Source organism: Streptomyces sp. NPDC088707 (assembly GCF_044752725.1).
Classification (GTDB): Bacteria; Actinomycetota; Actinomycetes; order Streptomycetales; family Streptomycetaceae; genus Streptomyces.
Genome location: NZ_JBIVLV010000006.1, coordinates 413,705 through 426,627, shown reverse-complemented (window position 1 = coordinate 426,627; position 12,923 = coordinate 413,705). Strand labels below are relative to the sequence as shown.

General features: G+C 70.8%; 14 protein-coding genes, 1 tRNA gene, 1 pseudogene and 1 riboswitch. Of the genes and pseudogenes, 11 read left to right on the top strand and 5 right to left on the bottom strand.

Annotated features, from left to right (window positions below; translation table 11 throughout):
• Positions 1-152: 152 nt before the first annotated feature.
• From ACIP84_RS20920 to rdgB, 4 genes are all read left to right on the top strand, one after another.
• Positions 153-425, top strand: a complete 273-nt coding sequence (locus ACIP84_RS20920) for a PTS glucose/sucrose transporter subunit IIB (RefSeq protein WP_355958199.1) — start codon at positions 153-155, stop codon at positions 423-425.
• Between the two features lie 143 nt (positions 426-568).
• The gene (gene rph / locus ACIP84_RS20915) at positions 569-1,300 is read left to right on the top strand and encodes a ribonuclease PH (protein WP_266966328.1); all 732 of its coding nucleotides are present in this window, start codon (positions 569-571) and stop codon (positions 1,298-1,300) included.
• Between the two features lie 65 nt (positions 1,301-1,365).
• Positions 1,366-1,773, top strand: a complete 408-nt coding sequence (locus ACIP84_RS20910) for a hypothetical protein (RefSeq protein ID WP_401799259.1) — start codon at positions 1,366-1,368, stop codon at positions 1,771-1,773.
• An 8-nt stretch (positions 1,774-1,781) separates the two neighbouring features.
• Positions 1,782-2,384: an RdgB/HAM1 family non-canonical purine NTP pyrophosphatase gene (rdgB, locus tag ACIP84_RS20905; protein WP_401799257.1), complete on the top strand. Its 603-nt coding sequence runs from the start codon at positions 1,782-1,784 to the stop codon at positions 2,382-2,384.
• Between the two features lie 54 nt (positions 2,385-2,438).
• Here the strand turns inward: rdgB and ACIP84_RS20900 are convergent.
• The 3 genes from ACIP84_RS20900 to bcp form a co-directional block, all read right to left on the bottom strand.
• Positions 2,439-2,523, bottom strand: a tRNA-Leu gene (locus tag ACIP84_RS20900).
• Positions 2,524-2,702: 179 nt separating this feature from the next.
• Positions 2,703-4,202, bottom strand: a complete 1,500-nt coding sequence (proP, locus tag ACIP84_RS20895) for a glycine betaine/L-proline transporter ProP (RefSeq protein ID WP_401799256.1) — start codon at positions 4,200-4,202, stop codon at positions 2,703-2,705.
• 114 nt (positions 4,203-4,316) lie between these two features.
• A complete protein-coding gene (bcp, locus tag ACIP84_RS20890) occupies positions 4,317-4,790 on the bottom strand; it encodes a thioredoxin-dependent thiol peroxidase (RefSeq protein WP_073913466.1) in 474 nt (157 codons plus the stop codon).
• A gap of 152 nt (positions 4,791-4,942) precedes the next feature.
• Between bcp and ACIP84_RS20885 the strand changes: the two genes are divergently transcribed.
• The 3 genes from ACIP84_RS20885 to ACIP84_RS20875 all read left to right on the top strand — a co-directional run bounded on the left by ACIP84_RS20885 (position 4,943) and on the right by ACIP84_RS20875 (position 6,136).
• Positions 4,943-5,263 (top strand): DUF3618 domain-containing protein, encoded by a 321-nt coding sequence (locus ACIP84_RS20885; protein WP_073913470.1) that lies wholly within the window; start codon positions 4,943-4,945, stop codon positions 5,261-5,263.
• A gap of 61 nt (positions 5,264-5,324) precedes the next feature.
• Entirely contained in the window at positions 5,325-5,663 is a 339-nt protein-coding gene (locus ACIP84_RS20880; RefSeq protein WP_015033852.1) for a co-chaperone GroES, read from the top strand.
• A gap of 49 nt (positions 5,664-5,712) precedes the next feature.
• A riboswitch (guanidine-III (ykkC-III) riboswitch) is annotated at positions 5,713-5,782 on the top strand.
• A gap of 33 nt (positions 5,783-5,815) precedes the next feature.
• Positions 5,816-6,136: a multidrug efflux SMR transporter gene (locus ACIP84_RS20875; RefSeq protein ID WP_093800677.1), complete on the top strand. Its 321-nt coding sequence runs from the start codon at positions 5,816-5,818 to the stop codon at positions 6,134-6,136.
• On the opposite strand, the gene ACIP84_RS20870 is transcribed toward ACIP84_RS20875, so the two are convergent.
• Positions 6,130-8,400 carry a transglycosylase domain-containing protein gene (locus tag ACIP84_RS20870; protein ID WP_401799253.1) on the bottom strand — a complete coding sequence of 757 codons (2,271 nt, stop codon included), beginning with the start codon at positions 8,398-8,400 and terminating at the stop codon, positions 6,130-6,132. The two genes, ACIP84_RS20875 and ACIP84_RS20870, sit on opposite strands and share 7 nt — an antisense overlap.
• Before the next feature lie 156 nt (positions 8,401-8,556).
• Between ACIP84_RS20870 and ACIP84_RS20865 the strand changes: the two genes are divergently transcribed.
• From ACIP84_RS20865 to ACIP84_RS20850, 4 genes and pseudogenes are all read left to right on the top strand, one after another.
• Positions 8,557-9,357 (top strand): ABC-2 family transporter protein, encoded by an 801-nt coding sequence (locus ACIP84_RS20865; RefSeq protein ID WP_355958197.1) that lies wholly within the window; start codon positions 8,557-8,559, stop codon positions 9,355-9,357.
• An 88-nt stretch (positions 9,358-9,445) separates the two neighbouring features.
• The gene (locus ACIP84_RS20860; RefSeq protein ID WP_401799407.1) at positions 9,446-10,222 is read left to right on the top strand and encodes an ABC transporter permease; all 777 of its coding nucleotides are present in this window, start codon (positions 9,446-9,448) and stop codon (positions 10,220-10,222) included.
• 33 nt (positions 10,223-10,255) lie between these two features.
• Positions 10,256-11,278 (top strand): ATP-binding cassette domain-containing protein, encoded by a 1,023-nt coding sequence (locus tag ACIP84_RS20855; RefSeq protein ID WP_401799251.1) that lies wholly within the window; start codon positions 10,256-10,258, stop codon positions 11,276-11,278.
• Positions 11,279-11,287: 9 nt separating this feature from the next.
• Positions 11,288-12,559: pseudogene (locus ACIP84_RS20850) on the top strand (DUF445 domain-containing protein); the annotation flags it as partial.
• A gap of 38 nt (positions 12,560-12,597) precedes the next feature.
• Here ACIP84_RS20850 and ACIP84_RS20845 read toward each other — a convergent pair.
• Complete coding sequence (locus tag ACIP84_RS20845; RefSeq protein ID WP_355958113.1) at positions 12,598-12,897, bottom strand: hypothetical protein; 300 nt, start codon at positions 12,895-12,897, stop codon at positions 12,598-12,600.
• Positions 12,898-12,923 lie beyond the last annotated feature (26 nt).

Sequence of the window (12,923 nt, the reverse complement as noted above, 5' to 3'; positions counted from 1 at the left end):
ACACTGGTGTAGACCAGTTGCGATAGGCTCCCCGGAGCCCACTGAGGACAGGCCGCCGGTGATCGTCATCATTCGGCAGAACGGTGGCACTCGCTCGCGAAGTTGGGCCAACCGTGGGTTACCGTGACAAAGCGGACCACAGGTGCGCCGAGATTCGCGTACGCGCGAACGGAACGGACAGGGAGAAACGCATGGCCAGCAAGGCTGAGAAGATCGTCGCCGGGCTCGGCGGCATCGAGAACATCGAAGAGGTCGAAGGCTGCATCACCCGCCTGCGCACCGAGGTCGTGGACCCGTCCAAGGTCGACGAGGCCGCCCTCAAGGCCGCCGGCGCCCACGGCGTCGTCAAGATGGGCACCGCGATCCAGGTCGTCATCGGCACCGACGCCGACCCGATCGCCGCCGACATCGAAGACATGATGTAAGCAGCCGCATCAGCCGAAGGGCCCGTTCCGGCAGGGGAACGGGCCCTTCGTCACGCCCGGCTCCGGCAGGGGAACGGGCCCTTCGTCATGCCCGGCTCCGGCAGGGGAACGGCCCCCTCCCCGCATCCCGCTAGGCTCGTCCCATGTCTCGTATCGACGGCCGTACCCCCGAACAGCTCCGCCCCGTCACCATCGAACGCGGATGGAGCAAGCACGCCGAGGGCTCCGTCCTCATCTCCTTCGGCGACACCAAGGTCTTCTGCACCGCCTCCGTCACCGAAGGCGTCCCGCGCTGGCGCAAGGGCAGCGGCGAAGGCTGGGTCACCGGCGAGTACTCCATGCTCCCGCGGGCCACCAACACCCGCGGCGACCGCGAATCCGTCCGCGGCAAGATCGGCGGCCGCACCCACGAGATCTCCCGCCTCATCGGCCGCTCGCTGCGCGCCGTCATCGACTACAAGGCGCTCGGCGAGAACACCATCGTCCTCGACTGCGACGTCCTCCAGGCCGACGGCGGCACCCGCACCGCCGCCATCACCGGTGCGTACGTCGCCCTCGCCGACGCCGTCACCTGGGCCCAGGGCAAGAAGCTCGTCAAGGCCGGCCGCAAGCCCCTCACCGGCACCGTCGGAGCCGTCTCCGTCGGCATCGTCGACGGCGTCCCCCTCCTCGACCTCTGCTACGAGGAGGACGTCCGCGCCGACACCGACATGAACGTCGTCTGCACCGGCGACGGCCGCTTCGTCGAGGTCCAGGGCACCGCCGAGGCCGAGCCCTTCGACCGCGACGAGCTCAACGCCCTCCTCGACCTCGCGTCCGGCGGCTGCGCCGAACTCGCCGAGATCCAGCGCAAGGCCCTCGAAGGAACCCTCTGACCCCTGACCGCGTCCTGACGGGCGGGCCCGTACGGATAAGCTCCGTGCGCCCGTCCGTCGTTCGCATGTACGCATCTGGGGGAGGACCCGCCTTGAAGCGCCGTCTCGCACTCGCCGTGGCCACGGCCGCCGCACTCACCACCGTCCTGAGCGGCTGCGGAGCCCTCGACAAAGCCATGGACTGCGTCAAGACCGCCGACGCCATAGCCACCTCGGTGAGCAACCTTCAGCAGGCGGTCTCCAACGCCTCGAACGACGCCACCCAGATCGAGGAGTCCCTCAACTCCATCTCCACGGAACTGGGCAACCTCAAGAACACCACGGACAACGCGGACCTCTCCAAGGCGGTCGACGACCTCACCAAGGGCGTCGACACCGTCCGCGCCGCCGTCAAGAACGGCGACACCACCCCGGACATCAGCCCCGTCACCGACGCGGCCACCGAGATCGGCAAGGTCTGCACCCCGGGATAATCGGTGGCATGACCCGTCTGATCCTCGCCACCCGCAACGCGGGCAAGATCACCGAACTCCACGCGATCCTCGCCGACGCAGGTCTCGACCTGGAACTCGTCGGCGCGGACGCGTACCCGGAGATCCCCGACGTCAGGGAGACCGGCGTCACCTTCGCCGAGAACGCCCTCCTCAAGGCCCACGCCCTCGCCCGGGCCACCGGCCTGCCGGCGGTCGCCGACGACTCCGGCCTGTGCGTCGACGTCCTGAACGGCGCCCCCGGCATCTTCTCCGCCCGCTGGTCGGGCACGCACGGCGACGACCGCGCGAACCTGGACCTCCTCCTGGCCCAACTCTCCGACATCGCGGACGAACACCGCGGCGCCCACTTCGCCTGCGCGGCGGCCCTGGCCCTGCCCGACGGCACGGAACGCGTCGTCGAGGGCACCATGCCGGGCACCCTCCGCCACACCCCCGTGGGCACGAACGGCTTCGGCTACGACCCGATCCTCCAGCCGCAGGGCCACGAGGTGACCTGCGCGGAACTGACCCCGGCGCAGAAGAACGCGATCAGCCACCGAGGCAAGGCGTTCCGCGCCCTGGTCCCGGTGGTGAAGGAACTACTGGGCTGAGGACCCGTACGCGAACGGCCTGCGAATCAACCTTCGATTCACAGGCCGTCTCTGTGCGGCGGAAGGGATTCGAACCCTCAAGCCCGATCAAGGGCCACAGATCCTAAGTCTGCTGCGTCAGCCGTTGCGCCACCGCCGCTCAGCCGCCTGTCATCGTACCGGGCGCCGCCCCGGCACCACGTCGTGGTGGTCGCATGGCAGTTGGGGCACCGCAGCCGAAGGTCGGCGTCGCTGGTCGTGCCTCGAAGGGGGAGCGGAAGCGGAACGGCCCGCGCCGGGGTGTCCGGTGCGGGCCGTTTCCGAGGCGGGGCGGCGGGGTCAGAACCTCGGTTCCGGGGCCTGGGACATCACCAGCTCCGCCGCTTCCTCCGGGGTCTCCACCGACGGCGGGGAGCCTTCCAGGGGCTGTCGGGCCGTCTCCTTCATGCAGGCGACCGCGATCACTCCGACGAGCGCCGCGCCCATCGCGTAGTACGCCGGCATCAGATTGCTGCCGGTCGCGCCGATCAGGGCCGTGATCACCAGCGGGGTCGTACCGCCGAACAGCGACGCCGACAGGTTGTAGCCCACCGACAGGGAGCCGTAGCGGACGTCCGTCGGGAAGAGCGCGGGGAGCGCCGCCGACATCGTGCCGAGCAGGCAGACCAGCGACAGACCGAGCATCAGCATGCCCGCCGTGATCGCCGGCACCCCGCCCTGGCCGATCAGCAGGAACGCGGGCAGCGACAGGACGAGGAAGCCCAACATGCCCGCCATCAGCACCGGCTTCCGTCCGAAGCGGTCGCTCAGCCGGCCGACCTGAGTGATGATCAGCATCAGCAGGACCATCACGAGCAGCAGGATCAGCAGGCCGTGCGTCTCGCTGTAGCCGAGCTCGTCGGAGAGGTACGTCGGCATGTACGACAGCAGCATGTAGTCGGTGATGTTGTACGCGCCGACCAGCGCGATGCAGAGGATCAGCGTCGGCCACTGCTGCCGGAAGATCTTCGCCAGGTCGCCCTTGGTGGAGGTCTCCACCGCGTCGGCCGCGTCGGAGGCGCGCGCGGAGTCGCTCTCCAGCTTCTGGAAGGCGGGCGTCTCGTCGAGCCGCAGCCGCAGGTAGAGGCCGACCAGGCCCAGCGGGCCCGCGACCAGGAACGGCACGCGCCAGCCCCATGCCTCCATGGTGTCGGAGCCGAGCCAGCCGGTGAGCGCGGTCACCAGGCCCGCCGCGGCGACGTAGCCCGCCAGGGTGCCGAACTCCAGGAAGCTGCCGAAGTAGCCCCGGCGGCGGTCGGGGGCGTACTCGGCGATGAAGGTGGAGGCGCCGCCGTACTCGCCGCCGGTGGAGAAGCCCTGGAGCATCCGGAAGAGGACCAGGAGGACCGGCGCCCAGAAGCCTATGGAGGCGTACGACGGGATCAGGCCGATCGCGAAGGTGCCGACGGCCATGAGGATCATCGTCAGGGCGAGGACCTTCTTACGGCCCAGCCGGTCACCCATCGGGCCGAACACCATGCCGCCGAGCGGGCGGACCAGGAACGCGACCGCGAACGTCGCGAAGGACGACAGCAGCTGGACGGTGTCGTTGCCCGACGGGAAGAAGACATGGCCGAGGGTGACGGCGAGGTAGGCGTAGATGCCGAAGTCGAACCACTCCATGGCATTGCCCAGCGAGGCCGCCTTCACGGCCCGCTTGACGGCCGCCTCGTCGGTGACCGTGATGTCGGTGCGCCGCAGCCTGGGCTGCCGCCGGCGGGTGACGGCCTTGAACAGCAGCGGGTGGCGCCTCTGGGCCTCGGGATCGGCGACGGGCCCGTCGCGGTCGGTGGCCGGCATGGCCGTACGTCCTCTCTCCGGGAAAAACTCCAGAGGACCTTCTGCACGGTCATGCCGTTCACAAACGGAACCGGTCCGGGATTGGGACGTCCGTCACGTCGCCGGAGCGGCGGTTCAGGCCTCGATGGAGAGGTCCCTGAGGATCTTGGCCACGTGGCCCGTCGCCTTCACGTTGTAGAAGGCGTGCTCCACCTTGCCGTCCTCGTCGACGACGACCGTCGAGCGGATCACGCCCGTCACCGTCTTGCCGTACAGCTTCTTCTCGCCGAAGGCGCCGTACGCCTCCAGGATCTCCTTGGACGGGTCGCCGACCAGCGTGACCTTCAGGTTCTCCTTCTCGCGGAACTTCGCCAGCTTCTCCGGCTTGTCCGGCGAGACGCCGATGACGTCGTAGCCGGCGGCCGCGAGCACGTCCAGGTTGTCCGTGAAGTCGCACGCCTGCTTCGTGCAGCCGGGCGTCAGCGCCGCCGGGTAGAAGTAGACGATGACCTTGCGGCCCTTGTGGTCCGCGAGGGAGACCTCGTTGCCGTCCGCGTCGGGCAGGGTGAAGGCGGGGGCGGTGTCGCCGGGCTGCAGTCGCTCGCTCATGGCTGGCTCTCCTCGAGATCGTTCGCGTACGCATTCAGAGCCTAATGGGGGTCGGGGACAGCCCGGCGGCGGCAGAGCTGACAGACTGTCCACAAGGACCGATCAACGACCGGATCACGACCCACCCGGATCACGACTACGGAGGCAGCGCGGTGTCGGAGGCCAGGACCCCTGCGCAGATCGAGGCGGACATCGTCCGCCGGCGCGAGCAGCTCGCCGTCACTCTCGACGAGATCGGCATTCGGATGCACCCGAAGACGATCATCGGGGACGCGAAGGCCAAGGTCGCCTCGACGGTCGACCAGACCGCCGGACGCGCCTTCGTCGCCGTCAACCGGGTCGTCTCGGACGTGAAGGCACGTTTCACCCATGAGGACGGCGCCCCCCGCCTGGAGCGCGTGGTGCCGGCGGCCCTCGTCGCCGTCGCGGTCATCGGGTTGCTCGCCGCCTCCTCCCGCAAGGGCAAGGGATGACCTTTCCGGGGATGACCCCTCCCCGCCTCGGGTGCCGTACCCGGGCAGGTAGGTTCACACCGTGAGCGAGAACACGCACGACAAGCTGCCCATCCGGATGCTCCACGACCGCGTCCTGGTGCGCACCGACTCCCCGGAGGGGGAGCGGCGCTCCGGCGGCGGCATCCTGATTCCGGCGACCGCCGCCGTCGGTCGTCGCCTCGCCTGGGCCGAGGTGGTCGCGGTGGGGCAGAACGTCCGTACCGTCGAGATCGGCGACCGGGTGCTGTACGACCCCGAGGACCGCGCCGAGGTCGAGGTGCGGGGCGTGGCGTACGTCCTGATGCGGGAGCGTGATCTGCACGCGGTGGCCGCGGACCGCTTCCAGGGGACGACGGACTCGACCGGGCTGTATCTCTGAGCCCATGTGCCGCGGAGGGCCTTGGTGACCATGGTCACCAAGGCCCTCCGCCGTTCTTTGCTAGCCTGGAGACACCCGACGAGACGCGCCGTACCGGGATTCCGACAAGACGACGCACCCCTGTTGTTCCGTCTCGCGGAGGTGTCGTCGTCATGGCCTGGGTTCTTCTTGTGGTCGCGGGTCTGCTGGAAGTCGGCTGGTCGATCGGGATGAAGTACACCGACGGCTTCACGCGACTGTGGCCCAGCGTGTTCACCGGTGCCGGGATCGTCGCCTCGATGGTGTTGCTCTCGCATGCCGCCAAGACCCTGCCGATCGGTACGGCGTACGGCGTGTGGGTGGGTATCGGCGCGGCCGGTGCGGCGGTGCTCGGCATGGTGGTGCTGGGTGAGCCGGCGACCGCCGCCCGGATCTTCTTCGTCTGTCTGCTGCTGGTCGCCGTCGTGGGTCTGAAGGCGACCTCGGGTCACTGACCGGGGGTGCCGCGAGGCGGCCGGGGGCCGCGTGACGCCGCTCCCGGCCCCGCCTCACCCAGCTCGTACGGCTCCTCAAGAGCCTCGCGCGCCTCACGAGCAGGGGCTGTTGAGGCCTCAGGAGCCCCTGAGGCCTCGGAGCCGTCGGGGGCGGCCGAGGTGTCAGGAGCGCGAGAGGCATCAGGGGCGGCAGCGGCGTCCGCGGCGTCGGGTGCCTGCGGGACCGGCGGCGGTTCCTCCGCGCCCGGCATCAGCTGGAGGTCGAAGTCCCGCGGGGTCGTCCCCGCCAGTGCCTCGCGGGTGAACTGGGCCCAGATCTCGGCGGGCGTCCCGCCCCCGTTGATCCGGGGCTGCCCGAGCGCGCCGTACAGCGGTTCCTGCCGGCCCGACTCGGGGTCCTGGCCCATCAGGGCGACGACCGCGGCGAGTTCCGGGGTGTAGCCGGCGAACCAGGCGGCCTTGTCGTCCTCCGCCGTGCCCGTCTTGCCGGCGGCGGGGCGTCCGACGGCCTGCGCGGCCGTTCCCGTACCCGTCTCGATGACGCTCCGCAGGATGGCCGTGGTGGTGTCGGCGGCCTCCCGGCTCACCGCCTGCCGGGACGCCGGGGCCGGTACGGCCATCTCCTGGCCGTCCCTGCTGAGGCCCTCGACGAGGGAGTACCCGCCGTGCCGCCCGTGCGCGGCGAGGGTCGCGTACGCGGTCGTCATGTCCAGGACGCTCGCCGTGGCCGCGCCGAGCGCGATGGAGGGGGAGGCGGTGAGGTCGGGGGTGGAGCCCGGCAGGCCGAGGTCGACGGCGGTGCGGCGGACGTGCCCGGGGCCGACGTCGACGGCCATCTGGGCGTACACGGCGTTCACCGACAGATCGGTGGCGGCGCCGACGGCGAGCTCGCCGTAGCTCTCGTCGTCCTCGTTGGCGGGGTCGTACGGGGCGCCGTTCCAGCCCTCGACCGGGCGCCGGTTGCTTCCGTCGTACACGGTGTACGGCGTGATCGGCTCGCCCTGCTGGGTCTGGGCGCCGCTCTGGACGGCGGCGGTGAAGACGAAGGGCTTGAAGGTGGAGCCGACCTGGTAGTCGCGGCGGGTGGCGTTGTTGACGTACTGCCGGGTGTAGTCGACGCCGCCGTACAGGGCGAGGACCTTGCCGCTGGCCGGGTCGATGGCGGCCGCGCCGACCCGTACGAACCGGTCGGTGGGGGCGTTGTCCGGGTCGAGCTTGGAGATGACCCGCTCCTCGACGGCCTGCACGAGCGCGTCCTGCGTGGCGGGTTCGAGGGTGGTGGTGATGCGGAAGCCGCCGCCGGCGAGGGTCTTCTCGTCGATGATGCCGTGCTCGGTCAGGTACTCCTCGACGGCCTGGACGAGATAGCCGCGCTGGCCGGAGAGGCCGGTCGCGGGGCGGGCGGTCTGGGGGGTGGGGAAGCGGGCGGCGGCGCGGTCGGCGCGGGTGAGCCAGCCTTCGGTGACCATGCCGTCGAGGACGTAGTTCCAGCGGGCGACGGCCTTGGCGCGGTTCTCGGGGTGGGTGGTGACGTCGTAGGCGCTGGGGGCCTTGAGGACGGAGGCGAGGTACGCGCCCTCGGCGGTGTCGAGGTCCTCGACGTCCTTGCCGTAGTAGGCGCGGGCGGCGGCCTGGAGGCCGTACGCGTTGCGTCCGAAGTAGCTGGTGTTCAGATAGCCCTGGAGGATGTCCTCCTTGCTCTTCTCGCGGCCGAGCTTGATCGCGATGAAGAACTCCTTCGCCTTGCGGGTGAGGGTCTGCTCCTGCCCCAGGTAGTAGTTCTTGACGTACTGCTGGGTGATGGTGGAGCCGGACTGGCGGCCCTTGCCGGTGACGGTGTTCCAGGCGGCGCGGACCATCGCCTTGGGGTCGACGGCGCGCGAGGTGTGGAAGTCGCGGTCCTCGGCGGCGAGGACGGCCTGGCGGACGGTCAGGGGGACGCGGTCGAGCCGGATGTTCTCGCGGTTGACCTCGCCGTCGCGGGCGAGGGCGGTGCCGTCCCGGTAGAGGTAGACGTTGGACTGGGCGAGGGCGGCGGAGTTGGCGGGCGGGATCTCCACCAGGAGGTAGCCGGCGGCGAAGGCGCCGGCGAGCAGCAGGGTGCCGAGGAGCAGGAGCCCGAAGAGGGTGCGCAGGGGGCGGCGGGGTCGGCGCTTCGGCGTGCGCGAGGGGGGAGTGGAGAGGGTGGGGTCCCTCGGCTCCCAGCCCGTGGGGCGGGCCGGCCGGGGGGCGTCGGAGTCGCTCGTACCGGAGGAAGGGGGCATGGCAAGTCATATTGCCCCTTAAGGGGCGAAAGTCCTGAATGCGACCCGAGGGTGCCGGGAAATCCGGTCGCGGGACGGCGGCGTCCTTGGCTAGGGTCGTGCGCTTCGGCGTTTTCCGGTGCTTGGCGGACTGCGTGCACGGAAAGGAGCGACATGCTGCGGCTGTACGCGACGGTCGCCGCGGGAGGCTTCCGGCGCCATGCCACCTACCGGGTGGCCACCGCGGCGGGGGTGTTCACCAACTCCGTCTTCGGCCTCGTCCTGTCGTACACGTACATCGCCCTCTGGGACGAGCGCCCGCACCTCGGCGGCTACTCGATGGACGACGCGCTCGCGTACGTGTGGATCGGGCAGGCGCTGCTCACGGTCTGCGGCCTGATGGGCGGCGGCTTCGAGGACGAGCTGATCGAGCGGATCAGGACCGGGGACATCGCGGTCGACCTCTACCGCCCGGCCGACCTCCAGGCCTGGTGGTTCTCCGCCGATCTGGGCAGGTCCGCCTACCAGTTGCTCGGCCGCGGGGTCGCCCCGATGGCGGTCGGCTGGCTGGCCTTCCGCTTCACCCTGCCGGCCGGGCCGGGCTCGTGGCTCGCCTTCCTGGGGGCGGTGGCGCTCGGCTCGACGGTCGGCTTCGCGCTCTGGTACCTGGTGGCCATGAGCGCGTTCTGGCTGCTCGACGGCCAGGGCGTGGTCCAGGTGGCCTGGCTGGGCGGCCTGTTCTTCTCGGGGATGCTGCTCCCGCTCAACGTCTTCCCGGGCGCGCTCGGCGAGGTCGCGCGGGCACTGCCGTGGGCCTCGCTGCTCCAGGTGCCGGCCGACGTGTACCTCGGGAGGTACGAGGGCCGGGGCCTCGCCGGGGCGTACGCCTTCCAGGGCGCCTGGGCGCTGGTCCTGCTGGGCGCCGGCCGCGCGGCGCAGGCTGCGGCGACGCGGAAGGTGGTGGTGCAGGGTGGCTGAGGCGACGCGTACGCCCGGGCGGACCGGAGCCGCGTACGAGCCGGCGCCCGCTCCGGGCCGCCTGGGTGACGCCTGGCGGACGTACCGGATGGTCGCCGGGATGTGGATCCGCTCGACGATGACGTACCGGGCGTCCTTCCTGATCACGCTCCTCACGAACTTCTGCGTCACGTTCTTCGACTTCGTCGTGATCCTGCTGATGTTCGGTCAGGTGAAGGGCCTGGGCGGCTTCACCTTCGCGGAGGTCGCCCTGCTGTACGGGACGGCGGGCACGGCGTTCGGGATCGCGGACCTCACGATGGGCTCGCTCCAGCGGATGGGGGCGCGGGTCAGGGACGGCTCGCTCGACACGTTCCTGATGCGCCCGGCGCCGCTGCTCGCGCAGCTCGCCGGGGACAAGTTCGCGCTGAAGCGGTTCGGCCGGGTCACGCAGGGCCTTGTCGTCCTGGTCTGGAGCCTGTGCCTGCTGGACGTGGCATGGACGCCGCTGAAGGTGCTGCTGCTGCCGGTGGCGGTGGTGAGCGGGGCGGTGATCTTCGGGGCGGTGATGGTCGTCGGCGCGTCGGTGCTGTTCTGGATGCAGGACGCGGCGGAGGTGACGAACTCGTTCACGTACGGCGGGAACACCCTCCTCCAGTACCCGCCGACGATCTTCGCGCAGGACCTGGTGCGGGGTGTGGTGTACGTCGTACCGCTGGCGTTCGTGAACTGGCTGCCGGCGCTGTACGTGCTGGACCGGCCGGCCCCGGCGGGGGTGCCGGGCTGGACGGCGTTCGCGTCGCCGCTGGTGGCGGCGGCGTGTTGCGGGGTGGCGGGGCTCGCGTGGCGGGCCGGGGTCCGCGCGTACCGATCGACGGGAAGCTGAGGGCAGCAGGTGGGACGGAAGGTGGGGCAGACGGTGGCGTCGCACACGACGACCGGCACGGCGACCGGCACGACGACCGATCCGTTCATCGAACTGGAGAACCTGGAGAAGGTCTTCACGGTCCGCAGAAAAGCGGGCCTCCTCCGCCGGGAGCGGAAGGATGTCCGGGCGGTCGACGGCATCAGCTTCACCGTCGAGCGCGGCGAGATGGTCGGCTACATCGGCCCGAACGGCGCGGGGAAGTCGACGACGATCAAGATGCTGACGGGCATCCTCACCCCCAGCGGCGGCCGGCTGCGGGTCGCGGGCATCGACCCCGCGCGCGAGCGCACCCGTCTGGCGCAACGGATCGGGGTGGTCTTCGGCCAGCGCACCACGCTCTGGTGGGACCTGCCGCTGAAGGACTCGTACCGGCTGATGCACCGGATGTACCGCATTCCCGACGCCCGCTTCCGGGAGAACCTGGACCGGTGCGTGGAGCTCCTGGAACTGGGGGAACTGCTCGACGTACCGGTACGGCAGCTCTCCCTCGGCCAGCGGATGCGCGGTGACATCGCCGCGGCCCTCCTCCACGACCCGGAGGTCCTCTACCTGGACGAGCCGACGATCGGCCTGGACGTGGTGTCGAAGGCGAGGGTGAGGGAGTTCCTGAGCCACCTCAACACCACCCAGGGCACGACCGTCCTCCTGACCACCCACGACCTCACGGACATCGAGCAGCTGTGCTCACGCGTGATGGTGATCGACCACGGGCGCCTGATGTACGACGGGAAGCTGTCGGGCCTGCACGCGGTGGGGGAGAGCGAGCGGCTCCTGGTGGTCGACCTGGAGCGGGAGCTGCCGCCGATCGACGTCCCGGGCGCCCGCTTCGTACGCTCGGAGGGCCCCCGCCAGTGGCTCGCCTTCCCGGCCACGGCATCGGCGGCCCCGCTGGTGGCGGAGGTGGCCGCGACGTATCCCCTGCTGGACCTCTCGGTGCGGGAGCCGGACATCGAGACAGTGATCGCGAAGATGTACGGGGGAACTCGGGACGAGCGCCGGGAGTCCCTGATGTAGGAGGTCAGGCCCATGGTGAGTTTTTCGTACACAGCGGCGGACGAGGAGAAGAGCAGAGGCGTCCGCCGCATGAAGACGCTGGCGACGGCGCTGCTGCTCACCGTGGCGGTGATCTACGCCCTGGCGACCTGGGCGGAGAACGCGGGCTGGGGGCCCTGGACGGGCTACGTCGCGGCGGCGGCGGAGGCCGGAATGGTCGGCGCGCTGGCCGACTGGTTCGCGGTGACGGCCCTCTTCAGGCGGCCCCTGGGCCTGCCGATCCCGCACACGGCGATCATCCCGACGAAGAAGGACCAGCTGGGAGCGTCACTGGGCCAGTTCGTGGGAGAGAACTTCCTCTCCGCAGACGTCGTACGGGGCAGGCTGGCGGCCCTCGGCATCGGGGGACGCCTCGGCGGGTGGCTGGCGGACCCGGCGCACGCGGACCGGGTCACGGCAGAGGCGTCGACGGCTCTCCGGGGCGCGCTCACCGTCCTCCGCGACTCGGACGTGCAGGCGGTCGTGGGCGAGGCGATCACCCGGCGGGCGGAGGCGGCGGAGATCGCACCGGGCCTCGGCAAGACACTGGAGAAGATCGTCTCGGACGGGGCGCACCACCGGGCCGTGGACCTCGTGTGCACCAGGGCCCACGACTGGCTGGTGACCCACGGCGACTCGGTGATGGACGCCGTGCAGGGCGGGGCACCGGGCTGGACACCGCGCTTCGTGGACAAGCGCATCGGCGAACGCGTCTACAAGGAACTCCTCCGCTTCGTGACCGAGATGCGCGACATGCCGGGCCACCCGGCGCGCGGCGCGATCGACCGCTTCCTGACCGACTTCGCGGCGGACCTCCAGGCGGACACGGACACCCGGGCCCGCGTCGAACGCCTGAAGTCGGACCTGCTGGCCCGCCCGGAGGTCCAGGACATCATCGCCTCGGCCTGGTCCTCCGTCCGCAACCTGATCATCGCGGCGGCGGAGGACGACCGCAGCCAACTCCGCCTCCGCGCCCGCGCGTCCCTGATCTCCCTGGGCAACCGCCTGGCGACGGACACCCGCCTCCAGGAGAAGGTGGAGGGCTGGGCGGAGGACGCGGCGGCCTACGTGGTCACGACGTACCGGTACGAGATCACGTCCCTGATCACGGACACGGTCGCGGGCTGGGACGCCACGCAGACCTCGAAGAAGATCGAGGCGAACATCGGCCGCGACCTCCAGTTCATCCGCATCAACGGCACGGTGGTGGGCGCACTGGCGGGCCTGCTGATCTACACGGTGAGCCACGCGGCGGGAGGCTGAGGGGGCGCGCCGGTCCGGCGCTTTCCGGTCGGCGGCCGCTACTTCCCGCGGGTGACGGCCCAGGAGGCGGCGGCCATGCCGCCGGCGACGGAGAACACCGCGGGCCAGGCACCGATCTTCTTGGCGAGCGGGTGGGACCCGGCGAACGCGGCGACGTAGGCGGCCCCGAGCCCGGCAGCCACCTTGCCGCCACCCACCTGCTGCCACTCCCGAGCGGCAACGGCCCCGGCCCCGGCCAGCACGACACCCCCGAGGGGCCGCTTCTTGGTCCACCGGGCAACGGCATAACCACCGACGAGCCCGGCGGCGGCTACGACGGGGGAGGGGATGCGGGGCATGACGGGGCCTTCCGGTCGGGGCGGTC